Origin of the sequence: Sphingomonas aurantiaca (genome assembly GCF_003050705.1) — a bacterium.
Taxonomy (GTDB): Bacteria; Pseudomonadota; Alphaproteobacteria; order Sphingomonadales; family Sphingomonadaceae; genus Sphingomonas; species Sphingomonas aurantiaca.
The window spans coordinates 418701-444861 of the sequence record NZ_QAOG01000003.1 but is presented as its reverse complement, the minus strand read 5'-3'; the positions used below and the strand labels follow the sequence as shown (position 1 = coordinate 444861).

Below are 26161 nucleotides of genomic sequence, written 5' to 3'. Positions count from 1 at the left end.
CTAAGGCCGGTGCATGACGGGGATTCTGGTGCAGCGGTTTGTTCTTCTCGGCCTGATGGGGGCCCTTGCCGCGTGCGTCGATCAGGCGAATGGCGGCGGTGCGGGCTCGCGCGACCAGATCACCGCGGTCGGATCGTCGACCGTCTATCCGTTCACGACGATGATCGCCGAACAGCTCGTCGCCAACGATCCCGACGCCAAGGCGCCGGTGATCGAATCGACCGGCACCGGCGCTGGGATGAAGCTGTTCTGCGCCGGGATCGGCGCCGCGCATCCCGATATCGAGGACGCCTCGCGCCGGATGAAGGCGAGCGAGTATAAGAGCTGCGCCGCCAACGGCGTGCACGACGTCATGGAAATCCAGGTCGGGATCGACGGCATCGCGTTCGCGGAGGCGAAGAACGGCCCCAAGATGCAGCTGACGCCAACCGATCTCTACAAGGCGCTCGCCGCCAGTCCCGGCGGCAAGACCAATACCGCGCGCGTCTGGCGCGACGTCAATCCGGCGCTGCCCGCGGTGCCGATCCAGGTCTACGGGCCACCCGCTACGAGCGGCACGCGCGACGCGCTCGCCGAGCTGATCCTGACCAAGGGCTGCGAGGCGAGCGATCCGACCGCCAAGCCGCTCGCGACGTCCGATCCCGACGCGCACAAGGCGCTGTGCACGCGCGTCCGCGAGGACGGGGTGTATGTCGATGCGGGCGAGAACGACAATCTGATCGTCCAGAAACTCCAGTCCAATCCCAATGCGATCGGTGTGTTCGGCTACAGCTATCTCGAAGAGAATAAGGACGACGTGAACGGCGTGTCGATCTCGGGTGTCGCCCCGACCTATGCGACGATCGCGGACAATGCGTATCCCGGGTCCCGGCCGCTGTATATCTACGTGAAGAAGGCGCACCTGACCGCGATCCCAGGCCTGCGCAACCTGCTGAAGCTTTACGCGGCAAACTGGGGCATGACCGGACCGCTGGTAAAGCGCGGCCTGATCGCCGCCCCCACCGCCATCCAGGCGCGCTCGGCCGCGATCATCGCGAACGAGACGGTGCTCGATCCGGCGGTGCTGAAGTGATGCGTTCCCCCGCCCCTCTCGTCTTTCTAGTTCCCCCGCGAAAGCGGGGGCCCAGGAGCCACGCAAGCAACCCGGCCTTAGCTGGGCCCCCGCGTCCGCGGGGGAACGGAAGCTGGATGGCGATCTCATATCTCAAAGCCACCACCCCGGCGAAGGCCGGGGTCCAGTTGGGCACCGTTACCTTGGCTAAGGCTGCGCACCGTTACCCCGACCTTCCCACCTGGGCCCCGGCCTCCGCCGGGGTGGCGGCTGGCCGCGTGGCGGGCGGCGGAGTGGCGGCTGGCGGGGTAGCAGCGGTCGCGGCAGACGCGGTCACGCATATCCAGATCAAGCATCAGAGCGGGCGGGACCTGTAATGTCAGCCATCGCCCTCCTCTTTCTCGTCCTCGGTCTCGGCCTGATCGGCTGGCTCACCGCGCGCGTCCGCGCCACGCGCTTCCGCGCCGGCAGCACCGCGCGGTTCAGTTCGCTGCCCTCGCACCACGGCTGGTACGTCGCGCTGTGGACGGTGATCCCGCCGCTCGTCTTCCTCGTGATCTGGTCGATGACCGCGCCCGCGCTCGTCACGGACGCCGTGCTCGCCACGCCCGCCGCGATGCAGCTCCCCGCGCCGGGCTTCGATCGCGCGTCGATCCTGTCGGAGGCGCGCAGTCTCGCCGAAGGCCGCAGCTTCGGCGCGTTCCACGGGCTCGCGCAGACGCTGGCCCCCGCTTACGCCGCCGCGCAGTCGCGCTACGACTGGATTGCGAGCGCGCTCGCGTTGCTGCTCGCGTTCGCCGGCGGCGCGTTCGCGTTCACCCGCGTCAGACCCGGCTTCGGCGCCCGCACGCAGATCGAGCGCGTCGTCATGCTGCTGCTGCTTGGCGCCTCGCTGATCGCGATCCTGACCACGGTCGGCATCGTCGCCTCGCTGCTGTACGAATCGGCGCGGTTCTTCTCGGTCGTGCCGATCGCCGATTTCCTGTTCGGCACGCACTGGAGCCCGCAGGTGATTGATGCGCGCGATCCCGGCGCGTCGCTCGGCGCGGTGCCGCTGTTCTGGGGAACGTTCTTCATCGGCGCGGTGATCGCCATGATCGTCGCGATCCCGTTCGGCCTGATGAGCGCGATCTACCTCACCCAATATGCCGCCCCGACGACGCGCAAATGGATGAAGCCGATCCTCGAGATGCTCGCGGGTGTGCCGACCGTCGTCTACGGCTATTTCGCCGCGCTCACCGTCGCCCCCGCGGTGCGCGACGTCGCGGTGTCGATCGGGATCAGCTGGGCCTCGTCCGAGAGCGCGCTGGCCGCCGGGCTCGTAATGGGGATCATGATCATCCCGTTCGTTTCGTCGATGGCGGACGATTCGATCGCCGCGGTCCCCTCGTCGATGCGCGATGGCAGCCTGGCGATGGGCGCGACTCAATCCGAGACGATCCGCCGCGTGCTGCTGCCCGCCGCGCTGCCCGGCGTCGTCGGCGGCGTGCTGCTCGCCGTATCGCGCGCGATCGGCGAGACGATGATCGTCGTCATGGCCGCGAGCGGAGTCGCCACGCTCACGCTCAACCCGTTCGCCAGCACCACCACCGTCACCAAGCAGATCGTCGACCTGCTGACCGGCGAGGCCGAGTTCGACAGCCCCAAGACGCTCGCCGCGTTCGCGCTGGGCCTGACATTGTTCGTGGTCACGCTCCTTCTCAACATCGTCGCGCTGCGCGTCGTCAAACGGTACCGCGAAGCCTATGAGTGACACGCTCGTGCCCCAGATCCCCGTGTCCAATGCGGAACCCGTGCGCCGCGTGCCGACCGACTGGACGACGCAGGCGATGCAGTCGCGGATCCGCCGCCGCTATGCGTCGGAGCGCCGCTTCCGCTTCGCCGGGCTCGCCGCCGTATGGCTGTCCGCGGCGTTCCTCGCCTATCTGCTGTTCTCGATGGTGAGCCAAGGCGCGAGCGGCTTCGTCGAGACGCGCGTGTCGCTGCCCGTCGATCTCGCCGCCGCCAAGCTGCCGGTCGAGCCCGCCCGCCTCGCCGGCCGCGGTGCCGATCTCGCGCTCGCGGGCGCAGGTCTCGAAGGCACCGTCGACCTCGCCGCCACCAAGGCGTTCGGCAAGGACGGCAACGAACTTCTCTCCGACGGCGCCTGGGCGGTGGTCCGCGACGCGATCAAGGCCGATCCGTCGCTGCTCCAGCGCAAGACGGTGTTCGACGTCCCCGTCTCCAGCCCGATCGACGTCGCCGCCAAGGGCAACGGCACGCGCGATGCAGAGGCCGTCGTCGCGCGGTTGAAGGCGAAGGGCGTTCTGACGCGCGGCTTCAACGCCGGCTTCCTGACCGCGGCGGACTCGACCGACGCCACGCGCGTGGGGATCTGGGGCGCGTTCAAGGGATCGCTGCTGACGATGGTCGTCACGCTGCTGCTCGCCTTCCCGATCGGCGTGCTGTCCGCGCTGTATCTTGAGGAATATGCGCCCAAGAACCGCTGGACCGACCTGATCGAGGTGTCGATCAACAACCTCGCCGCGGTCCCCTCGATCATCTTCGGGCTGCTGGGCCTCGCGGTATTCCTGGGCACGTTCGGCATGCCGCGCTCGGCGCCGATCGTCGGCGGCCTGACGCTGGCGCTGATGACGATGCCGGTGATCGTCATCGCCGGCCGCAACGCGATCAAAAGCGTGCCGCCGTCGATCCGCGACGCCGCGCTCGGCATCGGCGCGTCGCCCGTCCAGGTCGTGTTCCACCACGTCCTGCCGCTCGCCTTGCCCGGTATCCTCACGGGGACGATCATCGGCATGGCGCGCGCGCTGGGCGAGACCGCGCCGTTGCTGATGATCGGCATGCGCGCGTTCATCGCGGCGCCCCCATCGGGCCTGAACGATCCGGCGACCGTGCTGCCCGTCCAGATCTTCCTGTGGTCCGATCAGGTCAGCCGCGGCTTCGTCGAAAAGACATCCGCCGCGATCATCGTCCTGCTCGTCTTCCTGCTCGCGATGAACGGCGTCGCGATCTACCTCCGCAACCGATTCGAGACCCGCTGGTGATGCCAAAACCCATGAAAGCCCCCGTCCTGAAGATGACGGCGCGCAACGTCTCCGTCGCCTATGGCAGCAAGATCGCGATCAACGACGTGTCGATCGACGTCGACCAGGACGAGGTCGTCGCGTTCATCGGCCCCTCGGGCTGCGGCAAGTCGACCTTCCTGCGCACGCTCAACCGCATGAACGACACCGTCGCCAGCGCGCGCGTGACCGGCGAGATCAAGCTCGACGGCCAGGACATCTATTCGCCCGACATGGATGTGGTGCAGCTGCGCGCCCGCGTCGGCATGGTGTTCCAGAAGCCGAACCCCTTCCCCAAATCGATCTACGAGAACGTCGCTTACGGCCCGCGCATCCACGGGCTGGCGGGCGCGAAGGCGGATCTCGACCGGATCGTCGAGAAGTCGCTGCGCCGCGCCGGGCTGTGGGACGAGGTCAAGGACCGGCTGAGCGACAGCGGCACCGCGCTGTCGGGCGGGCAGCAGCAGCGGCTGTGCATCGCCCGAGCGATCGCGGTCGACCCCGAGGTCATCCTGATGGACGAACCGTGCAGCGCGCTCGATCCGATCGCGACCGCCAAGATCGAGGAGCTGATCCACGAACTGCGCGGCCGCTATGCGATGGTGATCGTCACGCACAACATGCAGCAGGCCGCGCGCGTCAGCCAGAAGACCGCGTTCTTCCATCTCGGCACGCTCGTCGAATACGGCAACACCTCCGACATCTTCACCAATCCCCGCGAAGAGCGGACCAAGGATTACATCACCGGCCGGTACGGCTGAGTGGAGGACCACGCATGAACACGCATACGGTCAAGGCCTTCGACAACGATATCGGCGAGCTGCGCGGGTTGATCTCGCAGATGGGCGGGCTCGCCGAGGACGCGATCGACAAGGCGATGCAGGCGCTGCAACGCAACGACATCGCGCTCGCCGAGCAGGTGCGCGCCGCCGACAAGCAGATCGACATGATCGAGGCGGAGGTCGAGCGGCTTGCGGTCCGGATCATCGCGCTGCGCGCGCCGATGGCGGTCGACCTGCGCGAAGTCGTCGCCGCACTGAAGATCGCAGGCGTCGTCGAGCGGATCGGCGATTACGCCAAGAACATCGCCAAGCGCGTGCCGATGATCGATGGCGAGCACCGGATCGAGCCGATCTCGATCCTGCCCGCGATGGGCCGGATGGCGAGCGAGATGGTCCACGATGTACTCGACGCGTTCGCCAAGCGCGATTCGGCGGAAGCGGTGCGCGTCGTCGAAAGCGACGCCGCGCTCGACGATTTCTACGACAGCATCTTCCGGACGCTCGTCACCTACATGGTCGAGAATCCGAAGACGATCAGCCAGGTCGCGCATCTGTTGTTCGTCGCCAAGAATCTCGAGCGGATCGGCGATCACGCCACCAACGTCGCCGAGATGGTCTATTTCGCCGCCACCGGCACGCAGATGACCGACCGCGACCGCGGCGGTCTGCAGGAGTAATCGACATGGCCCGTGCAAAGATGCTGCTCGTCGAGGACGACGCCGCGCTCGCCGAACTGCTGGTCTGGCATTTCAAGCGCGAGGATTTCGAGATCGCGCACACCCCCGACGGCGAGGAAGCGTTGCTGCTCGCCAAGGAGAAGGTGCCCGACATCGTCCTGCTCGACTGGATGGTCGAGGGGCTGTCGGGGATCGAGGTGTGCCGCCGCCTGCGTCGCGCCCCCGAGACGCAGAACGTGCCGATCATCATGCTCACCGCGCGGGGCGAGGAAGAGGACCGCGTTCGCGGGCTCGAAACCGGCGCTGACGATTACGTCACCAAGCCCTTCTCGCCGCGCGAGCTGGTCGCCCGCGTCGGCGCGGTCCTTCGCCGCGTGCGCCCCGCGCTTGCCGGCGAAGCGCTCAGCTATGCCGACATCGAGATGGACACGGTCGGCCACAAGGTCCGCCGCTCGGGCGAAGTCGTCTCGCTCGGACCGACCGAATTCCGGCTGCTCAAGCATTTCCTCGAACATCCCGGCTGGGTGTTCTCGCGCGAGCGGCTGCTCGACGCGGTGTGGGGCCATGACAGCGACATCGAGAGCCGCACCGTCGACGTCCATATCCGTCGGCTGCGCAAGGCGATCAACGTCGGCGAGCGTCCCGACATCATCCGCACCGTCCGTTCGGCCGGCTATTCGCTCGATACGGGGGGCTGACGACTCTGTCCCGATACGGGGCTGGCGGCGGGGCGAATGGAATCGGATGCGAAACGAAGGACCCAAGCGCGACTTAGTGCGTTGAGATGGCGCGCTACCAAAATGGTGCACCCATTTAGGAGATTCCTATGAAGTCCATCCTTCTCGCCGCCGCCGCTCTTCTCGCGTCGCCCGTGATCGCCCAGACGACGCCGCCGGCCGACCCCGCCGCGCAGACCGCGCCGGCCGATCCCGCGATGCAGACGGCACCGGCGGACCAGGCCGCCCCCGCGGATCCCGCAGCACCCGCCGATCCGGCAATGGCCGCACCGGCCGATCCGGCAGCAGCCCCCGCCGCACCGATGGCCGGCGCACCGATGGCAGGCGCAGGTCGCGTCACCTTCGGTCAGCCGACTGTGACGCCGCCGACCCCGGCACCCGCCGAGTATCCGGTATGCTCGAAGACGGTCAAGGACGGCTGCCGTAACCGCGGCGGCAAGTAACTGACAGCCAGGCAGGCGGCGGACGATCCGCCGCTTGCACGGCCAGCTTTACGTTCTAGGAAAGGCGCTCCAACGATAAGAGAGGAGCGCCTTTTCCATGTCCGGAAACTTTGGGTCCATTCGCTTTGACGGCAAGGTGGCGATCGTCACCGGCGCTGGCGGCGGTCTCGGCCGCGAATATGCGCTCGAGCTCGCCCGTCGTGGCGCAAAGGTGGTCGTCAACGATCTCGGCGGTTCGCGCGACGGCACCGGCCATTCCGACGCAGCGCTGAAGGTCGTCGAGGAAATCGAGGCTGCGGGCGGCACCGCGATGTCGAACGGCGGCAGCGTCACCGACTATGACCAGATGGTCGAGATGGTCGCAAAGGCCTCAGAAGCCTGGGGCGGCGTCCATATCCTCATCAACAATGCCGGCGTCCTGCGCGACAAGAGCTTTGCCAAGATGGAGCCCGCCGACTTCAAGTTCGTCGTCGACGTCCATCTCAACGGCTCGGCCAACGCTACCAAGGCGGTGTGGGAAACGATGCGCGCGCAGAATTACGGCCGCATCCTGATGACCGCATCGTCGACCGGTCTCTATGGCAATTTCGGCCAGGCGAATTACGGCGCCGCCAAGCTCGGCCTTGCGGGGCTGACCAAGACGCTCGCGATCGAGGGCGCAAAAAACAACATCCGGGTCAACACGATCGCCCCGACCGCGGGCACGCGGATGACGCAGGATATCTTCCCCGAAGAGGCGTTCAAGGCCTTCTCCCCCGACAAGGTCGCGCCCGCGGCAGTGTTCCTCGTCTCGGAGGACGCGCCCACCAACATGATCGTCGGCGCAGGCGCCGGCGTGTTCCAGGCGGCCTATGTGACGCTGACGCAGGGCGCGCTGCTGACCGGCGACGACCTGTCGGCGGAAGGCGTCGCGGCACATTGGGACTCGATCATCGACCGCGCGGGTGAGATCGTCCCTCAATCGGGGTCGGAACAGTCGATGACCATCCTGACCAAGCTCCAGGGCCGGTAACCAGACGCGGCTATCTACACCGTCATCCCGGCCACGACGCGCCGGTCGGGATGGCGGACTGGCGCGCGGCGATGCCGCTATTTCGCGTAGGGATCGTTCAACTCGGCGAGCCATCCCGCTGCCGGTGGCGTGACGACATCGCCGGCGCCGCGGCGCAGCCGCGCCTGCGCGACATCGATCGGTTTGTGGAACCGCAATCCGGCAAGCCCGCCGCGCACCCAGACCACGTCAGCGGCGACCGGTGCGATCTGCCCGATCGCCACGACCACGGCGCTGCCGACTTCGAGCGCCTCGGCCTGCACGATGCAAAGCCCCGTCTCGGAGATATTCGTGACCCGGTGGCTTTCGGCGCCGGTGCGGTTCAGGCGAAATATGTCCGCCCTCAACATGACACTCGTTCGCGTCGCGCGCGATAAGGGAACGGCCCGGTCCATCAGTCACTCGATCGTTACGCTCGAGGTGCTAATCGCAAGCTCGGCCGTGCAGCGCAATACTATTCCGCGGGGCGTCAAGGTTGCGGTCGATCGGCTCCGTCTAGGGACTGGAGCGACGGCGTTCTTGCTCGTCCGTACGTCGCTCCACCCATTGCCTGACGCGGGCCTAGTGACCCCATTCGGCAGGCGCTCCGGTCATTTCGGGCCGTCGCCCCGCAGCGGCGCGACCGCGTCCTTGCCGAAACGCATGATCATCTCGCCGATCTCGCGCGCCTGGGTCATGCTGCGCTGGCTCTGCTCACGCAGGTAATCGCCCTGGATCTTCATGACCTGCGTCAGGTCCTTTGCGCTGGCCGCCTCGCGCATCGCCGCGAACGCCTCGCGCGCATTCTGCTCGGCCTGGTCGATCATCGTCTTGCCGATCGTCGCGCCGCCCTCGGCGATCTTGCCGCCGGTTTCCTTCATCGCTTCGCCCGCGCGCTTGGCCGGATCGACGACCTTCTCGGTAAAGGCATCGCGCGCCTGCTCGGCGCCCTGCCGCATCCTGTCAGTCGCATCCTTGGCGGCGCTCGCGGCGCGGTCCGTCGCCGCCTTGCTCTGCTCCGCACCCTTGTCGATCGCGCTCTTGATATCCTCTGCCATGCTATCGCTCCTCTGCGGTGAAGGATGTTGATCCCAGTTCAACCGGCGCGGTACCATTTGGTTGCGCGGGTGCGGCGCTGCCCGGGGCCCCGGTCCTTACAACTTCCCCGCGGGTCGCTTGCATGCCCCCGATTTTGACCCAATAGGGAGCGCGGGTTTCGAGGGACTTTGACTATGCGCATCACAATGATCGGTTCGGGCTATGTCGGTCTGGTGTCCGGCGCGTGCTTCTCCGACTTCGGACATGACGTCTGCTGCGTCGACATGGACCAGGCCAAGATCGACGCGCTCCACGCGGGCCGCATGCCGATCTTCGAGCCCGGGCTCGACCTGCTCGTCGCCTCGAACGTCGCGGCGGGCCGCCTCACCTTCACCACCGATCTCGCCAGCGCGGTCGCGGGCGCGGATGCGATCTTCATCGCGGTCGGCACGCCCTCGCGGCGCGGCGACGGTCATGCCGATCTGCGCTATGTCTTTGCCGCGACCGAGGAAATCGCCGCTGCCATCACCGGCCCGACCGTGGTGGTGACCAAGTCGACCGTCCCCGTTGGCACCGGCGACCGGGTCGAGGCGATCCTGCGCGAAAAGCGTCCGGACATCGACGTCGCGGTCGTCTCCAACCCCGAATTCCTGCGCGAGGGCGCCGCGATCGGCGATTTCAAGCGCCCCGACCGGATCGTCATCGGCACCGACGACGATCGCGCGCGCCAGGTGATGCGCGACGTCTATCGGCCGCTGTACCTCGGCGAATCGCCGATCCTGTTCACCAGCCGCCGCACGTCCGAGCTGATCAAATATGCCGCGAACGCGTTCCTCGCGACCAAGATCACCTTCATCAACGAGATTGCGGACCTGTGCGAGGCGGTCGGCGCCGACGTTCGCGACGTGTCGCGCGGGATCGGCCTCGACAACCGCATCGGCAAGAAGTTCCTCCATGCCGGCCCCGGCTATGGCGGCTCGTGCTTCCCCAAGGACACGCTGGCGCTGTTGAAGACCGCGGAGGACTACCAGACCCCGGTCCACATCGTCGAAGCGGTGGTGAAGGTGAACGATAGCCGCAAGCGCGCGATGGGCCGCAAGGTCCTGCACGCACTCGGCGACACCCCCCGCGGCAAGACCGTCGCGTTGCTCGGCCTGACGTTCAAGCCGAACACCGACGATATGCGCGACGCGCCGAGCCTCGCGATCGCGACCGCGCTCGCCGATGCGGGCGTCACGGTGCGAACGCACGATCCGGAGGGCATGGGCCCGGCCAAGGCGATGATGCCCGATCTGGTCTATTGCACCGACGCATACGACGCGGCCGAAGGCGCCGACGCGGTCGTGATCGTGACCGAGTGGGATGCGTACCGCGCGCTCGATCTGCCGCGGCTCAAGGGGCTGATGGCCGGCCCGATCATGGTCGATCTGCGCAACGTCTATCAGCGCGCCGACGTCGAGCAGGCCGGGTTCACCTACACCGCCGTCGGCCGCTAAGGCCGGCCCCACCGCTGCGCCGTCGCCCCCGATCAGGTCCGGGGTGACGGCGCAGGGGCGGCGACGCGCTCAATACGCCAGCGCGCACCCATCCGCTCGCATCTCGCTGGCCGCCGCATAAACGCGCGTGGGCCCATCCATCCGGTGCTCGACGCATTCGTAGCGGCCGAACCCGCCATCGGGATCACCGATCGTCCAGCCGATCTCGGCCAGCCTATGCCGAGTCGCAAGCGGTACGCCGCTCTCCAGCCGCAACAGCCCGGTCGCGCCCAGCCCGGGCGAATCCTCGCCCATCGACTGCGACGAACCCTCATGATGCCAGCGAGGCGAATCCCCCGCCGACTGGATCTCGAGCCCGTAATCGACGCGGTTGACGATGATCTGCGTCTGCCCCTGCGGCTGCATGTCGCCGCCCATCACGCCGAAGCTCATCCACGGATCGCGCCCCCGCGTCGCAAAGCCCGGGATGATCGTCTGGAACGGCCGCTTGCCCGGCGCATAGATGTTGGGATGCCCGTCCTTCAGGCTGAACAACTGCCCGCGATCCTGGAACATGAAGCCTAAGCCATCCGCGACCAGCCCCGATCCCATGCCGCGGAAATTGGACTGGATCATCGACACCATCAGCCCGTCCTTGTCGGCACAGCTGAAATAGGTGGTGTCGCCGCGGCTCGGCGCCTGCCCGGGATAGACCGGCGTCAAGATCCGGTCCGGCCGGATCAGCTTCGCGCGCTCGGCCGCATACTCCTTCGAGATGAGCCACTCGACCGGCTGCGTGGCGAAATGCGGATCGGCATAATAGCGCGCGCGATCCTCATAGGCCAACCGCTTGGCCTCCGCCTGCAGGTGGATCGACAGCGCCGACTGGAACCCCGCCCCCTTCAGGTCGAAGCGCTCGAGGATGTTGAGCATCTGCAAGGTCGCCAGTCCTTGCGTGTTCGCGCCGAGCGCATGCACCGTCGTCCCGCGATAGTCGGTGCGGTTGGGCTCGATCCATTCGGACCGATGCGCGGCAAGGTCCTCGTAGCGCAGCCAGCCGCCGATCCGCTTGAAATACCGGTCGACCGTCCGCGCCAGATCGCCCTGGTAAAACGCATCGCGGCCACCCGCGGCGATCGCACGATAGGTCCGCGCCAGATCGGGATTGCGGAACACCTGCCCCAGCGCGGGCCCCTTGCCGTCGGCCAGGCCATAGGTGCGTAGCGCGTTGGCCACTTCCTCCAGCCCGTTGCCCGGTCGCCGGAACGCGGCGAGGCTGCGGCGGATATAATAGGCGATGATGTCGGGCACCGGCGCGCCCGCCTCGGCATGCCCGATCGCGGGCTGGAACAGGTCGGCCCAGGGCAATTTGCCGTAGCGCTGGTGCATCGTCCACCAGGCATCCACCGCCCCCGGCACCGAGACGCTGAGCGCCCCCAAGGCCGGCAACGCGCCGTTCTTCGCCCGCGCGCGCACCGTCTCCAGGCTCAGCCCGCGCGGGCTCTTCCCCGACCCGGCCAGTCCGACCACCTTCTTCAGCTTGGGATCCCAGATCATCGCATAGGCATCGCCGCCGATCCCGCTCGACGTCGGCTCGAGAAAGCCGAGGCACGCGTTGATCGCGATCGCCGCGTCGACCGCCGATCCGCCGCGCTTGAGGATGTCGATCCCCGCCTGCGTCGCCAGCGGATGCGCGGTCCCCGCCGCGCCGTTCAAGCCGTAAGCCGCGGTGCGCGACGCAAAGCTCGCGCCGACCGGCCGATCGCCCGCATGCACGTCGGGCCGGATGAAGCGATCCTGGCCGGCCTCCCACACCGGCGGCAAGGGCGCTTCCGCGGCGGTCGCCGGCTGCGGCGCCCCGCCCTGCCCCGGCCCCTGCGCGCCTTGGGCGCCCGGCGTCCCCCGCGTACCCGTTTGAGCTTGCGCCATCGCCGGCAACAGGGCGGCGGCGGGCAGAGCCGCGATGAAAGTCCGACGTTGCATGCTCTACTCCCGTGACTGCCGCGCATCCTCCCCCGCGTCGACGCGAAGGGCAACCCCGAAGGTCTATCGCGCGCATCTCAACGCATTCTACTCGCTGGACCTTTGGCCCCGCATCCCTATATACCGAACGGTATGAATAGGCTTTGCACGCTCACCGCCCCCAAGGGCCGCCCCCGCGAGTTCGATCTCGACGTGGCGCTGGCGGGTGCGCTGCGCGTGTTCTGGCGTAATGGCTATGAGGGCGCGTCGATGGCCGAGCTCACCGCGGAGATGGGCATCACCAAGCCCAGTCTCTACGCGGCGTTCGGCAACAAGGAGGCGCTGTTCCACAAGGCGCTCGACCTCTACGAGCGCGAGAAGTTGGCCTATATGACCTCGGCGCTCGAGGCGCCGACCGCGCGTGCCGTAGCGGAAAGGCTGCTGCGCGGCGCGCTCCAGATGCAGATGAGCACCTGCGATCCCAAGGGGTGCCTCAGCGTGATCAGCAGCGTGGCGTGCAGCGCGGAGGCCGAGCCGATCAAGGCCGAGGTCGCCAAGCGGCGCGCCTCGTCGGAGGCCGCGCTCATGCGCCGTTTCGACGAGGCCAAGGCTGCGGGCGAGTTCCCCGACGGCCTCGAATCGCACGCGCTGATGCGGTATCTCTTCGCGATCATGCAGGGCCTTTCGATCCAGGCCGGATCGGGCGCGACGTGCACCGAGCTGAACCAGCTCGTCGAGACCAGCCTGTCGGTATGGCCGACCCGCTAAGCCCCGTCGGTTTGCTGACACGCTCGACCCGTCTGCACGGCCGACACGCCAGGTCCCTCGGCACGGCCGACCGGGCACCTCCCCCATACACCGACAAAAAAGTCACGGTTCGTTACGGACGCGATAAATAATACCGGCCGGTACAAAACTGTGTTGACGAGATGAACGCCAGGTTTATATACCGACTGGTATCGAAGCTTCCTCCTACTTCGGAAGAGGCAACCGGGGACACGCATCCATGACCACGGTTCAAACCTAAGACAGATCCAAGACCGGGCCTCATCGCCCGGACCAATTCTCCAACCATCCAAGCGGGCAAGCGCGGCACGATCCCGTGCCGGCAACGACCGCGCACGCCTTGCGACCAGCTGCCGTCGATGGACCGCCCACCGACGAACGCCAGCGCTTGCCCAAAATCAAAAGGGGGACACTCCCATGGCCTATCTCGATCTCGACAACATGTTCGCTTCGCCCGTCACCAGCCGCGCGCAGACGGCCGCCGCCCCTGCCCCGACCGGTTTCTCGGCGCTGGAATGGAGCGTCATCGCGCTCGCCAAGCGCGACACGTTGCGTAGCCTCGCCGGCCCCAGCCGTATGTCGCGCGCAATGGGCAGCCTGTTCGGCCTCAGCACCGCATCGAGGCTCGCCGATCCCCGGCTGGAGGCGTTGCGCCGTCTGGCGGTGTACGCCTGGCGCCGCGGGTTCGCGCTGCCGATGGCCGAGATCCAGGGCTTCCTCGCCGCCGGCTTCGTCGAGGCGCAGATCGAGACTCTGGTCGAAAGCGTGACCGGCATGCGCGTCGGTGCGCAGCAAAAGCGGAGCATCGCGGCATGAACATGCTGACCACGATCACGGCCGCGAACGACGCCGATGTCGTCGCGACGCCGCCCGCCGGCCGGCATCGACGGCCCGCATGGCAGCGCGGCGCGATGGTGCTCGTGCCGGTCGCGCTGCTCGGCGCGGTCGGCGTGAAGCTGTTCGACCATCCCGACGCGGCGATGGCCGCGCCTCCGCCCGCATCGGTCACGGTCGCCGCGCCGCTCGTGCGACAGGTGAGCGAGTGGGACGATTATGTCGGCCGGTTCGCGCCGAGCCGCAGCGTCGAGATCCGGCCGCGCGTGGCGGGCGAAGTCACCGGCGTCCACTTCCACGACGGCGATATCGTCCGCAAGGGGCAGCTACTCTTCACGATCGACTCGCGTCCGTTCGCCGCCGCGCTGGCCGAAGCGCACGCCAACGTCGCGAGTGCGAGGAGCGCCCTGTCGCTCGCGCGTAACGACCTCGGCCGCGCGCAGCGATTGGTTGCCGACGAAGCCGTCTCGGCGGGTGAGGTCGATGCGTTACGCGGCAAACTCGAAGCCGCCACCGCCGCGCTCGCCGCTGCGCAGGCGCGCGAACGCGCACGCGCGCTCGACGTCGGCTTCACGCAGGTTCGTGCACCCATCGGCGGGCGCATCTCCGATCGCCGCGTCGATGCGGGCAACCAGGTCGCGGGCGGCGAAGGCACCGGCGGCACCGTGCTGACGACGATCAACGCGCTCGATCCGATCTACTTTAATTTCGACGGGTCGGAGGCGCTCTACCTCAAGACGCAGCGCGCGCGGCAGCCCGGCGCGGCCCCGGCGGCGGTCGAGATCCAGTTGCAGGACGAGACCGAGCATCGCTGGAAGGGCAAGCTCGACTTTACCGACAACGGGCTCGACCAGCGCTCGGGCACGATCCGTGGCCGCGCGGTGATCGCGAACCCCGGCTATTTCCTGACGCCGGGCATGTTCGGCAACATGCGTCTCGCCAGCGCGGGGACGCGGCAGGCGCTGCTGGTGCCCGACGACGCGGTGCAGACCGATCAGGCGCGCAAAGTGCTGCTGACGATCGATGCGAAGAACGTCGTGAGCCAGAAGCCGGTCGAGCTCGGGCCGGTGGTCGATGGCCTGCGCATCGTCCGCTCGGGGATCGGGCCGAACGACCGGGTGATCATCCAGGGCACGCAGATGGCGATGCCGGGTGCCACGGTTGCGCCGAAGGCAGGCCGGATCGCGGTCGCGACCGGGGCGGCTGCGCCGGCCTCGGTCCAGCCCATCTCGGGTGAAGCTACGCTCTCCAAGTAACCACCGTTCCCCGGCGAAGGCCGGGGCCCAGGTGGGATAGCGTTTCGATTGAACACTGCGGTTCGCACAACTGGACCCCGGCCTCCGCCGGGGAACGGCTGGTGTTGCGCGTCTCGTCCGCGAGGTCGCGTGCCCCTCTACCGAGGAAATGCCCATGCGCTTCTCGCGCTTCTTCATCACCCGCCCGATCTTTGCGGGCGTGATCGCGGTGATCATCACGATCGTCGGCGCGATCGCCTATATGTCGCTACCGGTGTCGCAATATCCCGACATCGTCCCCCCCACCGTCACCGTCAGCGCGACCTATCCGGGCGCGTCCGCCGAAACGGTCGCCGAAACCGTCGCCGCGCCGATCGAGCAGGAGATCAACGGCGTCGACAACATGCTCTACCAGTCGTCGCAATCGACCGGCGACGGCAAGGTGACGATCACCGTCACCTTCAAGATCGGCACCGACCTCGATGCCGCGCAGGTGCTCGTCCAGAACCGCGTCGCGGTCGCGGTCCCGAGGCTACCCGAGGACGTCCAGCGGCTCGGCGTCGTGACGCGGAAAACGTCGCCCGACTTCCTGATGGTCGTGAACCTCGTCTCACCCGACAACTCGCTCGATCGCGGCTACATCTCCAACTACGCGCTGACCCAGGTCCGCGATCGCCTCAGCCGGATCGACGGTGTCGGCGACGTGCAGCTTTTCGGCGCGCGCGATTATTCGATGCGCGTGTGGATCGACCCCGGCCGCGCCGCCGCGCTCGACCTCACCGCAGGCGAGATCGTCGCCGCCTTGCGCGCGCAGAACGTCCAGGTCGCCGCCGGCACGCTCGGCCAGCCACCCTATGACAAGGGCAACAGCGCGTTCCAATTGAACGTCGAGACGCAAGGCCGCCTGACCGATCCCAAGCAGTTCGCCGACGTCGTCATCCGCACCGACGCGCAAGGCCGCCAGGTCCGCGTCTCGGACGTCGCGCGCGTCGAGCTCGGCGCGCAGGATTACGGCGCCAACACCTATCTCAGCGGCAAGCCCACCGTCATCGCCGCGGTCTTCCAGCGTCCCGGCTCGAACGCGCTCGGCGCGGCGCAGGCCGTCACCGCCGAGATGGAAAGCATGTCGAAGCGCTTTCCCAAGGGCCTCGAATACAAGGTCATCTACAACCCGACCGAGTTCATCGCGCAGTCGATCGACGCGGTGAAGCACACGCTGTTCGAGGCGATGATCCTCGTCGTGCTCGTCATCCTCGTCTTCCTGCAGAAATGGCGCGCGGCGATCATCCCGATCGTGGCGATCCCGGTCTCGCTGATCGGCACCTTCGCGGTGCTCGCCGCGTTCGGCTACAGCCTCAACAACCTGTCGCTGTTCGGCCTCGTCCTCGCGATCGGGATCGTCGTCGACGACGCGATCGTCGTCGTCGAGAATGTCGAGCGCAACCTCGAACACGGGCTCTCGCCACTGGAGGCTGCGCGCACGTCGATGGACGAGGTGTCGGGTGCGCTGGTCGCGATCGTGCTCGTGCTGTGCGCGGTGTTCATCCCGACGGTGTTCCTCACCGGCCTCTCGGGCGCCTTCTACCGCCAGTTCGCGGTCACGATCTCGACCGCGACGATCATCTCGCTGCTCATCTCGCTGACGCTGTCGCCGGCGCTCGCCGCAATGCTGCTCAAGCCGACCGCCCCCGCAGGCTCGGGCAACCGCCTGACCCGCGCCGGTCGCCGCGCGGGCGACGCGTTCAACCGCGCGTTCGAACGGATGAGCGAGGGCTATGCCCGCCTCACCGCGCGCCTCGTCGCCGCGCCGCGCCGGATGATGATCGCCTATGCCGCGCTGATCGCGGTCACGGTCGGCGTCTTCATGGTCACCCCGTCGGGCTTCGTCCCCGCGCAGGACCAGGGCTATTTCCTGACTGTCATCCAGCTGCCGCCCGGCTCGTCGGTCGAGCGTACCGACGCAGTGATGCAGAAGGTCGCCAAACGCATCCTGCCGCTCGCCGGCGTCAAGGGCGCGGTCATGCTCGCAGGGTTTGACGGCCCGTCGCAGACGCTCGCCCCCAACTCGGCCGCCGCCTACATCCCGCTCAAAAGCTTTGCCGAGCGCAAGAAGCTCGGCGTCACGCTCGCCAGCATCATGGCCGAATCGCAGAAGGCGACCGGTGACATCACCGAAGCGCGCCTGCTGATCGTCCCGCCACCGTTGATCCAGGGCATCGGCTCGGCCGGCGGCTATCGCCTGATGGTGCAGGATCAGGGCGGCCACGGCTATGGCGACCTCGGCAAGACCAGCTACGACCTGATCGGCAAGGCGAACCAGACCAAGGGCCTGGCGCAGGTCTACACCTTCTTCGACACCGCCACGCCGCGCATCTTCGCCGATGTCGACCGCGCCAAGGCCAATCTCTTGGGCGTCCCCCCGGAGCGCGTGTTCGAGGCGTTGCAGGTCTATCTCGGCTCGGCGTTCGTCAACGACTTCAACCTGTTAGGGCGCACCTACCGCGTCACAGCCCAAGCCGACGCACCGTTCCGCAACACCACCGCGGACATCGCCAACCTCAAGACGCGCTCCAACTCGGGCCAGATGGTCCCGGTCGGATCGGTCTCGACGTTCCGCGACAAGACCGGCCCGTACCGCGTCGTCCGCTACAACCTGTTCCCCGCGGTCGAAGTCGATGGCGACACCGCCAAGGGCTATTCCTCGGGCCAGTCGCTGGTCGCGATGGAAAAGCTCGCCGATGCGTCGCTGCCCGCCGGCTACGCGCATGACTGGACCGGCATCGCCTACCAGCAAAAGGCCGCCGGCAGCACCGCTGCGCTCGTCTTCGGGATGGCCGTGCTGTTCGTCTTCCTCGTGCTCGCCGCGCAATATGAGAGCCTGACGCTACCGCTCGCGATCATCCTGATCGTGCCGATGTGCCTGCTCGCCGCGATGACCGGGGTGAACCTGCGGGGCATGGACAACAACGTCCTGACGCAGATCGGGCTGGTCGTGCTCATCGCCTTGGCTGCGAAGAACGCGATCCTGGTCGTGGAGTTCGCCAAGCAGGCCGAGGAACAGGATGGCTTGTCCCCGGTCGAGGCGGCGGTACGCGCGGCGAAGGACCGGTTGCGGCCGATCCTGATGACGAGCTTCGCGTTCATCCTCGGCGCGGTGCCGCTGGTGATCGCCGACGGGGCGGGCGCCGAACTGCGCCAGGCGCTCGGCACCGCGGTGTTCTTCGGGATGATCGGCGTGACCGGCTTCGGCCTGCTCTTCACCCCCACCTTCTATGTCGTCGCGCGCGGCCTGGCGAAGCGGTTCGAACGCCGCAAGCCTGCCGTAGCCCAGCCGACGCTTCAGCCAGCCGAATAGGACCAGCCTCATGAAGTCCCTGCTTCTCGCGAGCCTCTCGGCGCTGACGCTCGCCGCGTGCACCGCCGGCCCCGACTATGTCGCGCCGATCACCCCGCCCAAGGCGACGGCATCGTTCGTCACGGCGAACGCCGCGACCGTCACGACGGCGCCCGATAACGACTGGTGGCGGATGTACCGCGACCCCGTCCTCGACGGCCTCGTCGCCGACGCGCTGGCCGCCAACACCGACCTGCGCGTCGCCGTCGCCCGCCTCGACAGCGCCCGCGCCTCGCTGCGCGGCGCGAAGACCGACCGCGAACCCCAGGTGAACGCCGGCGCGAGCGGCAACTACGCCCGCACCTCGCAACTCCAGAACCTGCCCGGCTTCGACCGCGAGCGCGCCACCTATGATGTCGGCCTCGACGTCAGCTACGAGGTCGATCTCGCCGGCCGCGTCCGCCGCAACGTCGAGGCCGCGCGCGGCGACGTCGGTGCGGCGCAGGCCGATGCGGATGCGGTGCGAGTCTCGATCGTCGCCGCCACCACGCGCGCCTATGTCGACGCCGCCTCGTCCGCCGAACGCCTCGCGGTCGCCCGGCGCACCGTCGACCTTCTCGACAAGTCGAACACGCTGACCGGCAAGCGGGTCGACGCAGGTCGCGCCGCGCGGCTCGATCAGGTCCGGATCGCCGCACTCCGCGATCAGCGCGCTGCGAACATCCCGCAGATCGAAGCCGAGCGTCAGGCCGCACTCTTCCGCCTCGCCACGCTCACCGGCCGCACCCCGCAGGACCTGCCCGCCAGCGCCGGCGCGCGCTCCACGACGCCGCGACTCGACCAACCGATCCCGATCGGTGACGGCGCGAGTCTGCTAGCCCGCCGCCCAGACGTCCACGCCGCCGAACGCCGCCTCGCCGCCGCCACCGCGCGGATCGGTGTCCAGACCGCCGCGCTCTATCCGCAGATCTCGCTCGGCGGGTCGATCGGCTCGACCGCGCTCAGCGTCGGCGACATCTTCACCGGCGGCCCGATCCGCTGGCTGCTCGGCCCGCTGCTCAACTGGTCGGTCAACCAGTCCGCCGCCCGCGCACGCATCGCCGGCGCCGAGGCCGAAACGCGCGGTGCGCTCGCCAGTTTCGACGGCAGCGTGCTGACCGCGCTCGAGGAGACCGAGACCGCGCTGTCCAACTACGCGCGCGAACTCGATCGCCGCACGCAGCTGCAATCCGCGCACGACAACGCCGCCACCGCCGCGCGCATCACCCGCGCCCGCCAGCGCGAAGGCCAGATCGACTTTCTCGACGTCCTCGATGCGGAACGCACGCTGGCCGACACCGATACGGACCTCGCCGCCGCCGACGCACGGATCGCCGGCGCGCAGGTCGATCTGTTCCGCGCGCTCGGCGGCGGCTGGCAAACGCGGACCTGACCCCATGACCCTCCCCCGCCCGGGGGAGGATCAGGCCATGCGAGCCCTACAGCCCGATCTGCAGGCTCGCGCGCAGCGACAGCGCGACGCGGCCCTGTTGTTGCTCCGCCCCGAACTCGCCGCCCATCCGGAACGCGGCACCGCCGCCGACTGCGCGCAGCTTGCCGACCCAGCCGCTCGTCCGCTCCTCGGGCGTCAGCGTGAACGACTGCCCGCCCTCGAACGATGCGCTGGTCGCACCCAGCCCGCCGCCGACCAGCTCGCGCCGGCCACCCTCGGCCTCGACCCGGAACCAGCCCTCGTCCGGGCTCGTGCCGCCGAAGTTCAGCCCCAGCGCGGTGCTCGCGGTCACCGCCAGCTCGTCGCTGGTCCGCGACTGGACGACCAGGTCGATCGCCTTGCCGCCGCCGGTCTCGCGATAGCCATCCTCCTTGAGCTTGTAATAGTCGATCGCGAGCACCGGCCGGAACACGAAGATGCCCTTGCCGCCGTCCCACGAAATGCCGCTCGACGCCGAATACAGCGTCCCGTTCCAGTCGCCGCGCGACGTCCGGTCGACGACTTCGCTGCCGATCGCGCCGGTGAAGTGGCGCGTGCCGTCGAACGTGATCTTCGCCCCCGAAACGCGCGCATTCGCCTGCAGGTCGCCCCAATGCCCGCGCCAGTATCCGGCCAGTTCATACTGCCCCGATCGCACTTCGTTGTCGGTGCCGTCGTCCGCGTCCTGCCCGTTGAGATAGGCGAGCGACGTGCCGAAATTGCCCACCCCGGTCTTGTACTCGGCGCCTGCCGAAACGCCCCAGCCGCTGATGTCGTAGCCCGCGGTGTCGGCGACGCTCTTCGACGTACCCCACGCGACCTGCGTCACCCAATAGCCCCAGCTGCCCTCGTCCTTGAACGGCCCGTGCGGGTCGGCGAGCACGCGGGCGGTCGCGCGCGAACCCATCGTCACCGCCTCGAACGTGCCGCCGGCATGGTCGGGCAGCATCTGGCGAACCGAGCCCCGGAATGCGTCGCCATCGGTGATGTTCAGGAACGCACCGCCGACCTTCGCGTCGTTGCCGAGCGCCTTGTACACCGCGTCATAGGCCGATGCCTGCGAGCGGTTGAACCCGAGCTCGGTCGCCGATTTGCGCGCGACGTCGACGGCCAGGTCGTTGCCGGTGCCCGTCGCGATGCTCCCCTTGTACAGGAACGGCAGCAATGTCGTGGTCGCGGTCAGGTTCGCAGCGCCGGTCAGCGTCCCCGCCTTCAGCACGACGTAGCGGCCTTCCGCGTCGACCACGCTGGTCAGCTTCAGCGCGAGCTTCGAATCCTGGTCGAACGACGCGGTCCCCGCGACCTGGATCATCGTGCCCGTGCCGCCGGTCTTGTCGAGCGTCACCGCGAGAACCCCGCCGCCGCCGACCGACAACGACGCGATCGACGCCGCCTTGGTGATGTCGAGCGTCCCGCCAGTGACCGCGACCGCCAGCCCGCCGGCGTTCGCCAGCGTCCCCGAGAAGCGCGACGTGCCGCCCAGCGTCAGCGTATCGCTGCCGCCGCCGAAGTCCGCCGCGCCGCTGAAGACCGACGTGCCGGCCAGCGCGAGCGTATCGTTGCCCGCGCCGAACACCGTCCCGCCGGTGAAGATCGCGTCGCCCGACAGCGCCAGGCGGTTGGTGCCGCTGCCGAACCGCGCGATGCCCGCGACGGTGCCGTCGGCGACCTCGAACACATCGTTGCCGCTGCCGAAGCGGACGTCGCCGACGATCGCCGGCGCGGCGATGCCGGTGGCGACCGCGGTCTGGCGGACGATCGTCCCGGTCGTGGTCGCCGACAGGTCGATCGCGACGTTGCGCTCGGAGGTGGCTAGCGCCCCCGATGCGCCGATCGCGCCGCTATTCTCCACCAGGGTCACCGTGCCCGACCGGTCGATGATGCCGATCGCGGTGCCGTCGGCGGCCTGCGCGGTCGCCTTGATCGTGCCGCTGTTGCGGATCGTGCCGACCGACGCGCCGCTGTCGACCAGCACCGCGGTGGATACCGATGCGGTCGTGCCGCCGCCCGCCGCGGAGATCGTGCCGGCGTTACGGATCTCGGGTGTCGATGCACCACGCCCGAGCTCCAGTGCAGTCGCGCTCGCGCCGTTCGCGGTCGCCGCGACGGTACCGTTGACGCCGATCCCGCCGGCGATCGTCACCGCCCCGCCAAGCCCGCCGACCGCCAGGCCATTGCCCTCGATGCCGCCATAGACGCCGCTTCCCGCGATGCCGCCGTCGACGATCAGGCCGAACCCGGTGCCCGTTCCCGCGACCGCGCCGATCGCGACCGCGCGCGTCGCCGACCCGATCTGCACCGCCGGCGCCGCGCCGTACGACGTGATCGCCGCGGAGCCTTCGGTGCTGTCGGGCAGCCCGTCCTTGTCCTCGTCCGTATCGGTCGTGCTCGCATCCTTGGGCGGCACCGCCAAGATGATCCCGCCCGACACGTTGCCGGCCACAACCAGCGCGGACCCGCCCTGCAACAGATCGTCCGCGTCGAGCTTGGACACGTCGGCCGGCGGCGTCACATAGCGATAGCCGGTCGACCCGAGCGCGCCCTGCACCACCAGCGCGCCCGCAATGTCGCCATCGACTCGCGCGGCGACCGCGTTCTGGCCGATCGCCGCGATCGTGCCCGCCAGCCGGACGTTGCCGGTGACGTCCGCGATCCGAACGCCGGTCGACCGGTCGCCGGTGACCGATGTCTGTCCGTCATGCGTGAACGCGCCGGTCAGCGGGCCACCAAGCCAGATGCCCGCGGATTCATTGCCCTTCACCGTGATCGCGCCGCTGTTGACGATCGCGCCGGTATAGGCGCCCGCGGTGCGGATCCCGGTCCGCCCGGTGCCCGCCGCGAACGGCCCGTCAAGGTCGCCGTCCTTGTCGGTGTCGGTCGCGACATAGCTTTCGTCGACGATGATCTTGCCCGCCGCGGCGTTGGTAATGCCGCCGCCGGTGCCGGCGTTGGCAAGGACGCCGGTCGATCCGTCGGCGTTGGTCACCTGGATCGTGCCTTCGTTGGCGATCGAATTGACGCTGTCGATCGTCACCGCGGTGCCGCTGGTCGGCGTCACCGACCCCGCCGCGACGATCTTCAGGTTGTCGGGCGCGCCCGCCTTGATCGTCGACGTGCGCACCGCGTCGGTCCGCTTGGTATCGATCACGGTCTGCGCGTGCAGCGACGAGGGGATCGCGAACAGGCAGGTGGTGGTCAGCAGGAGACGACGCATACGGAACCCTTTTCGATGTGTTTTCGAAAGGAGGACGGAGGCGTGCGCGGCCAGCCTTGGAGCCCGTCGCATTATCGCACGGCACCAGGATCGCGGCGGCGCGTTGTCGGCCGACATATTCAGGGATTTATACCGCCATGATCAACACCATCGCCGAACTCGACCGCATCCGCGACGACAGCAAGAAGCTCGTCACCACGCGGGCGATGGTGTCGGCGGGGGCCGCGGTCGTGCCGATCCCGGGGGCGGACATCGTCGCGGACATCGGCCTGCTCACCAAGCTGCTGCCGGAAATCAGCAAGCGCTTCGGGCTCGACCACGATCAGGTGCAAAAGCTAGAGCCGCAGCTTGCGCAGCAGGCGTTCGTTATGGCGTCGAGCCTGGGCAACACGATGATCGGCCGCATGGTCACCAAGCGCATCGTCGTCGCGCTGCTCCGCCGCATGGGCGCGCGCATCGCGGTCGGATCGATGGCGAAGTTCATCCCCTTCGCCGGCTCCGCGGTCGCCGCGACGATCAGCTTTGGCGCGATGAAGCTCGCCGGCAACTCCCACGTCGACGATTGCTACAAGACCGCCCTCGCGCTGCTCCCGGCAGACCAGCGGGCGCTGGCGAACGCCTGACCCCAATCCTCCCCCGCAAGGGGGAGGATCACGACGCTAGAACGCAGCATCCAGGCCGATGCGGATCGTCCGCGGACGCTGCGGCGTGATCTGCCCGTTCCCCAGCTGGAACGGGGTCCCCAGCGCGAACCGGTTGCCGACGCTGTCCGTCAGGTTCGTCACGCCGAGCGTCACCCCCAGCGACGGCCGCCCGACCCGTGCGGTCAGCGCGGTATCGAGATAATCCCCCTGCTCCTCGCCGAGCACCGGGCCGACGCCCAGCCGCGACCGCCCGACATAGCGCGCCCAGCCGTACACGCGCAGTTCCAGATCCTTGCCCATATCGCGCCGGTAATCCGCGCCGAGCCGCCCGGCATAGCGCGCGATGTTCGGCACCTGGCTCATCCGCGCCAGCGCCACGAACAGCGCCGCGCTCGGCTCGGTCACGCGGCTGTCATTGTAGGTGAAGCCCGCGTCAAGCGTCAGTCCGGCCATCGGCTTCCACCCGCCCGCCGCGCTGAACGTCCAGATCCGCCCGTCGCCGATGTTCGCGGTGCTCGGCAGGCCGGTCGCATCGATGAAATCCGCCTGGATATCCTTCCAGACCGTGTGCGAGACGCTCGCCGACAGATAGGCGGTATCGGCACCCGCCAGCCCATAGCGGACGCCGCTTTCGAGCGTCGCGACGCGATCATTCTCGAACCGCCGCACGAAATCGCTCTCGATCGCCAGACCGCCCGGCCGGAACCCCTGCTGATACCGCCCGTAGAGCGACACCTTGGGCAGCACCGCCGCGATCAGCGAGGCGGTCGGCAGCACGCTCGTCTCGATCCGGTCCGCGGTCACGCGCGCACGCGCCACCGCGACCGCCTCCAGCCGCGCGGGGGCGATGTCCTCGCCCGTGCCCGCCAGCGATGCGCGGGTCACGCGCGCGCCCGCCGTCGCGGTCAGCCCGCGGACGAGCTGTACGCTGCCCTCGCCGTACAGCGTCGCTTCGTCGATGCTGTTGGTGACGCCCGTCACCGGCGCGGGTGAATCGATCGGCCCCAGCGAGCGCGACAATCGGGTCCGGTTGTGCGTGAAGCTGCCGCCCACCACCCAGCCGAACCCATGCCGCATCGGCCGCCACGCCCGGGTCTCGTTGGCGATTAGCATGGTCGCGTTGCGCTGCGCGAACACCCGCGCATCGCCACCGGGCATCGTCGCGTCATAGCGTTCGGTCAGCGCCTGCCCGACGATCCCGGTCGAGGACTTGACCATCACCCCGCCGATCGCGCCCGACACGACCAGCTGCCCCATCACATAGTCCGCCGAGAACCCCTGCACGATCGCACTCGACCGGGTCAGCGCGCCACGGCCGAGGCTCGGTGCATCGCGGTCGGCATATTGGCTGTCGTCGCCCTTGGTCCACTGCCCGATCCCGCCGAGATCGACGCTCCAGCCATTCCCCGCATCGAGCCGCAGCGCAGCGCGACCGCCCCCGATCCGCGTCCGGTTCACATCGCGCCGCGCAAGCAGCGGATTGTCGATATAGCCGCCCTCGCTGACGCCGTAGCCGACCACGCGCAGCGCCACCCGCTCGCCCAGCGGCAGGTTCAGCGTCGCGCCCAGATCGGCGCCCGGATCACCATGCCACGTCGCCGACAGCCCCCCCGCGATCGACGCCGACACCGCGCCCATCTCGGGCGCGTTGGGCACGGTGCGGATGATCCCGCCGAGCGAGCCCGCGCCATACAGCGTCCCCTGCGGCCCTTCGAGGACCTCGACCGAGGCGATATCGTACAGCCGCAGGTCGGGATCGGGCGCGTTGTAGCTGAGCCTCAGGTCGCCGAAATACTGTCCGACCGTCGTCTGCGTCGGGCCGGTGAAGCTCGAATCGGCGATCCCGCGGATGAACAGCTTGTTGCGTCCGGCGCCCAGATGCGTCGACGACACGCTCGCCAGCCGCGCGAGGATCGCGTCGGTCCCCCCCGCACCGCCAAGCGCGAGATCGACGCCGTCGAGCAACGCCACCTGCCCCGCAAAGTCGCGCAGCGCCACGTCGCGCTTGCTGCCGGTGACGACGATGTCCGCGCCCGCCACCACCGGCGCCGCGACGCGGACGACCTTCGGCGGCGCCACCCGGACGGGTGCACGGCGCGCCACGCGTGGCACCAACCGCCAGCCGACCGATCCTGCCGCGACGACATCGGCGTTCGCCGAATCCGCCAGCTGGTCGAGCGCCTCGCGCGCACTCATCCGCCCGCGCACCGCCGGCACGCGCCGCCCCCATAATCCCGGATCGCCGACGACGATGCTCGTCCCCGATTGCCGCCCGAGCGCGAGCACCGCATCGCCCAGCCGCCCCGCCGGCAGGTCGACCGCCCCCTGCCCCGCAACCGCAGGCGCGGCGACAACGAGCGCCGCGACGACCAGACACCCCCGCATC

General features: G+C 68.6%; 20 protein-coding genes. 15 read left to right on the top strand and 5 right to left on the bottom strand.

Going from position 1 to position 26161, the window contains the following annotated elements; all coding sequences use genetic code 11:
- The first annotated feature begins 13 nt into the window (after positions 1–13).
- The 8 genes from C8J26_RS11010 to C8J26_RS10970 all read left to right on the top strand — a co-directional run bounded on the left by C8J26_RS11010 (position 14) and on the right by C8J26_RS10970 (position 7764).
- On the top strand, positions 14–1072 hold the full coding sequence (locus tag C8J26_RS11010; protein ID WP_056416872.1) for a substrate-binding domain-containing protein: 1059 nt from the start codon (positions 14–16) through the stop codon (positions 1070–1072).
- A 355-nt stretch (positions 1073–1427) separates the two neighbouring features.
- Complete coding sequence (gene pstC, locus C8J26_RS11000) at positions 1428–2804, top strand: phosphate ABC transporter permease subunit PstC (protein WP_107957986.1); 1377 nt, start codon at positions 1428–1430, stop codon at positions 2802–2804.
- On the top strand, positions 2797–4095 hold the full coding sequence (gene pstA / locus C8J26_RS10995; RefSeq protein ID WP_107957984.1) for a phosphate ABC transporter permease PstA: 1299 nt from the start codon (positions 2797–2799) through the stop codon (positions 4093–4095). The genes pstC and pstA overlap by 8 nt, the downstream gene beginning before the upstream one ends.
- Positions 4096–4106: 11 nt before the next feature.
- Entirely contained in the window at positions 4107–4874 is a 768-nt protein-coding gene (gene pstB / locus C8J26_RS10990) for a phosphate ABC transporter ATP-binding protein PstB (RefSeq protein ID WP_234422594.1), read from the top strand.
- Between the two features lie 14 nt (positions 4875–4888).
- Positions 4889–5572 carry a phosphate signaling complex protein PhoU gene (gene phoU / locus C8J26_RS10985; protein WP_107957982.1) on the top strand — a complete coding sequence of 228 codons (684 nt, stop codon included), beginning with the start codon at positions 4889–4891 and terminating at the stop codon, positions 5570–5572.
- Between the two features lie 5 nt (positions 5573–5577).
- On the top strand, positions 5578–6270 hold the full coding sequence (phoB, locus tag C8J26_RS10980) for a phosphate regulon transcriptional regulator PhoB (protein ID WP_055873047.1): 693 nt from the start codon (positions 5578–5580) through the stop codon (positions 6268–6270).
- A 128-nt stretch (positions 6271–6398) separates the two neighbouring features.
- Positions 6399–6752 (top strand): hypothetical protein, encoded by a 354-nt coding sequence (locus C8J26_RS10975; protein ID WP_056416858.1) that lies wholly within the window; start codon positions 6399–6401, stop codon positions 6750–6752.
- Positions 6753–6849: 97 nt separating this feature from the next.
- A complete protein-coding gene (locus tag C8J26_RS10970; RefSeq protein WP_107957980.1) occupies positions 6850–7764 on the top strand; it encodes an SDR family NAD(P)-dependent oxidoreductase in 915 nt (304 codons plus the stop codon).
- Positions 7765–7841: 77 nt separating this feature from the next.
- On the opposite strand, the gene C8J26_RS10965 is transcribed toward C8J26_RS10970, so the two are convergent.
- Positions 7842–8153, bottom strand: a complete 312-nt coding sequence (locus C8J26_RS10965) for a PilZ domain-containing protein (RefSeq protein ID WP_167398820.1) — start codon at positions 8151–8153, stop codon at positions 7842–7844.
- Positions 8154–8393: 240 nt separating this feature from the next.
- Complete coding sequence (locus C8J26_RS10960; protein WP_235516908.1) at positions 8394–8840, bottom strand: phasin family protein; 447 nt, start codon at positions 8838–8840, stop codon at positions 8394–8396.
- A 174-nt stretch (positions 8841–9014) separates the two neighbouring features.
- Between C8J26_RS10960 and C8J26_RS10955 the strand changes: the two genes are divergently transcribed.
- Positions 9015–10316: a UDP-glucose dehydrogenase family protein gene (locus tag C8J26_RS10955; protein ID WP_107957975.1), complete on the top strand. Its 1302-nt coding sequence runs from the start codon at positions 9015–9017 to the stop codon at positions 10314–10316.
- A gap of 69 nt (positions 10317–10385) precedes the next feature.
- Here C8J26_RS10955 and C8J26_RS10950 read toward each other — a convergent pair whose 3' ends face one another.
- Positions 10386–12278, bottom strand: a complete 1893-nt coding sequence (locus C8J26_RS10950; RefSeq protein ID WP_107957973.1) for a gamma-glutamyltransferase family protein — start codon at positions 12276–12278, stop codon at positions 10386–10388.
- 132 nt (positions 12279–12410) lie between these two features.
- On the opposite strand from C8J26_RS10950, the gene C8J26_RS10945 reads away from it, so the two are divergent.
- The 5 genes from C8J26_RS10945 (at position 12411) to C8J26_RS10925 (ending at position 19878) form a co-directional block, all read left to right on the top strand.
- Positions 12411–13025, top strand: a complete 615-nt coding sequence (locus C8J26_RS10945; protein ID WP_107957971.1) for a TetR/AcrR family transcriptional regulator — start codon at positions 12411–12413, stop codon at positions 13023–13025.
- Between the two features lie 435 nt (positions 13026–13460).
- Positions 13461–13859 carry a hypothetical protein gene (locus tag C8J26_RS10940; protein ID WP_056416841.1) on the top strand — a complete coding sequence of 133 codons (399 nt, stop codon included), beginning with the start codon at positions 13461–13463 and terminating at the stop codon, positions 13857–13859.
- Positions 13856–15133 (top strand): efflux RND transporter periplasmic adaptor subunit, encoded by a 1278-nt coding sequence (locus C8J26_RS10935; protein WP_208631375.1) that lies wholly within the window; start codon positions 13856–13858, stop codon positions 15131–15133. Before C8J26_RS10940 ends, C8J26_RS10935 begins: the two co-directional genes overlap by 4 nt.
- A 154-nt stretch (positions 15134–15287) precedes the next feature.
- Positions 15288–18467, top strand: a complete 3180-nt coding sequence (locus C8J26_RS10930; protein WP_107957969.1) for an efflux RND transporter permease subunit — start codon at positions 15288–15290, stop codon at positions 18465–18467.
- A 10-nt stretch (positions 18468–18477) separates the two neighbouring features.
- Complete coding sequence (locus tag C8J26_RS10925) at positions 18478–19878, top strand: efflux transporter outer membrane subunit (protein WP_107957967.1); 1401 nt, start codon at positions 18478–18480, stop codon at positions 19876–19878.
- Positions 19879–19924: 46 nt separating this feature from the next.
- Here C8J26_RS10925 and C8J26_RS10920 read toward each other — a convergent pair whose 3' ends face one another.
- On the bottom strand, positions 19925–23131 hold the full coding sequence (locus tag C8J26_RS10920; protein WP_107957965.1) for an autotransporter outer membrane beta-barrel domain-containing protein: 3207 nt from the start codon (positions 23129–23131) through the stop codon (positions 19925–19927).
- 137 nt (positions 23132–23268) lie between these two features.
- Between C8J26_RS10920 and C8J26_RS10915 the strand changes: the two genes are divergently transcribed.
- The gene (locus tag C8J26_RS10915) at positions 23269–23754 is read left to right on the top strand and encodes a hypothetical protein (RefSeq protein ID WP_056416823.1); all 486 of its coding nucleotides are present in this window, start codon (positions 23269–23271) and stop codon (positions 23752–23754) included.
- Between the two features lie 36 nt (positions 23755–23790).
- Here the strand turns inward: C8J26_RS10915 and C8J26_RS10910 are convergent, their stop codons facing one another.
- Complete coding sequence (locus C8J26_RS10910; RefSeq protein WP_107957963.1) at positions 23791–26160, bottom strand: TonB-dependent receptor; 2370 nt, start codon at positions 26158–26160, stop codon at positions 23791–23793.
- Position 26161: the final 1 nt, after the last annotated feature.

What these genes read in the sequence shown, in the direction of transcription:
- C8J26_RS10965 (WP_167398820.1), bottom strand. Translation starts at nt 8,153, where the DNA reads ATGTTGAGGGCGGACATATTTCGCCTGAACCGCACCGGCGCCGAAAGC.
- C8J26_RS10930 (WP_107957969.1), top strand. Translation starts at nt 15,288, where the DNA reads ATGCGCTTCTCGCGCTTCTTCATCACCCGCCCGATCTTTGCGGGCGTG.
- C8J26_RS10915 (WP_056416823.1), top strand. Translation starts at nt 23,269, where the DNA reads ATGATCAACACCATCGCCGAACTCGACCGCATCCGCGACGACAGCAAG.
- C8J26_RS10955 (WP_107957975.1), top strand. Translation starts at nt 9,015, where the DNA reads ATGCGCATCACAATGATCGGTTCGGGCTATGTCGGTCTGGTGTCCGGC.
- pstA (WP_107957984.1), top strand. Translation starts at nt 2,797, where the DNA reads ATGAGTGACACGCTCGTGCCCCAGATCCCCGTGTCCAATGCGGAACCC.
- C8J26_RS10970 (WP_107957980.1), top strand. Translation starts at nt 6,850, where the DNA reads ATGTCCGGAAACTTTGGGTCCATTCGCTTTGACGGCAAGGTGGCGATC.
- C8J26_RS10945 (WP_107957971.1), top strand. Translation starts at nt 12,411, where the DNA reads ATGAATAGGCTTTGCACGCTCACCGCCCCCAAGGGCCGCCCCCGCGAG.
- C8J26_RS10910 (WP_107957963.1), bottom strand. Translation starts at nt 26,160, where the DNA reads ATGCGGGGGTGTCTGGTCGTCGCGGCGCTCGTTGTCGCCGCGCCTGCG.
- C8J26_RS10925 (WP_107957967.1), top strand. Translation starts at nt 18,478, where the DNA reads ATGAAGTCCCTGCTTCTCGCGAGCCTCTCGGCGCTGACGCTCGCCGCG.
- C8J26_RS10935 (WP_208631375.1), top strand. Translation starts at nt 13,856, where the DNA reads ATGAACATGCTGACCACGATCACGGCCGCGAACGACGCCGATGTCGTC.
- C8J26_RS10975 (WP_056416858.1), top strand. Translation starts at nt 6,399, where the DNA reads ATGAAGTCCATCCTTCTCGCCGCCGCCGCTCTTCTCGCGTCGCCCGTG.
- C8J26_RS11010 (WP_056416872.1), top strand. Translation starts at nt 14, where the DNA reads ATGACGGGGATTCTGGTGCAGCGGTTTGTTCTTCTCGGCCTGATGGGG.
- C8J26_RS10920 (WP_107957965.1), bottom strand. Translation starts at nt 23,131, where the DNA reads ATGCGTCGTCTCCTGCTGACCACCACCTGCCTGTTCGCGATCCCCTCG.
- pstC (WP_107957986.1), top strand. Translation starts at nt 1,428, where the DNA reads ATGTCAGCCATCGCCCTCCTCTTTCTCGTCCTCGGTCTCGGCCTGATC.
- phoB (WP_055873047.1), top strand. Translation starts at nt 5,578, where the DNA reads ATGGCCCGTGCAAAGATGCTGCTCGTCGAGGACGACGCCGCGCTCGCC.
- pstB (WP_234422594.1), top strand. Translation starts at nt 4,107, where the DNA reads ATGAAAGCCCCCGTCCTGAAGATGACGGCGCGCAACGTCTCCGTCGCC.
- C8J26_RS10940 (WP_056416841.1), top strand. Translation starts at nt 13,461, where the DNA reads ATGGCCTATCTCGATCTCGACAACATGTTCGCTTCGCCCGTCACCAGC.
- phoU (WP_107957982.1), top strand. Translation starts at nt 4,889, where the DNA reads ATGAACACGCATACGGTCAAGGCCTTCGACAACGATATCGGCGAGCTG.
- C8J26_RS10960 (WP_235516908.1), bottom strand. Translation starts at nt 8,840, where the DNA reads ATGGCAGAGGATATCAAGAGCGCGATCGACAAGGGTGCGGAGCAGAGC.
- C8J26_RS10950 (WP_107957973.1), bottom strand. Translation starts at nt 12,278, where the DNA reads ATGCAACGTCGGACTTTCATCGCGGCTCTGCCCGCCGCCGCCCTGTTG.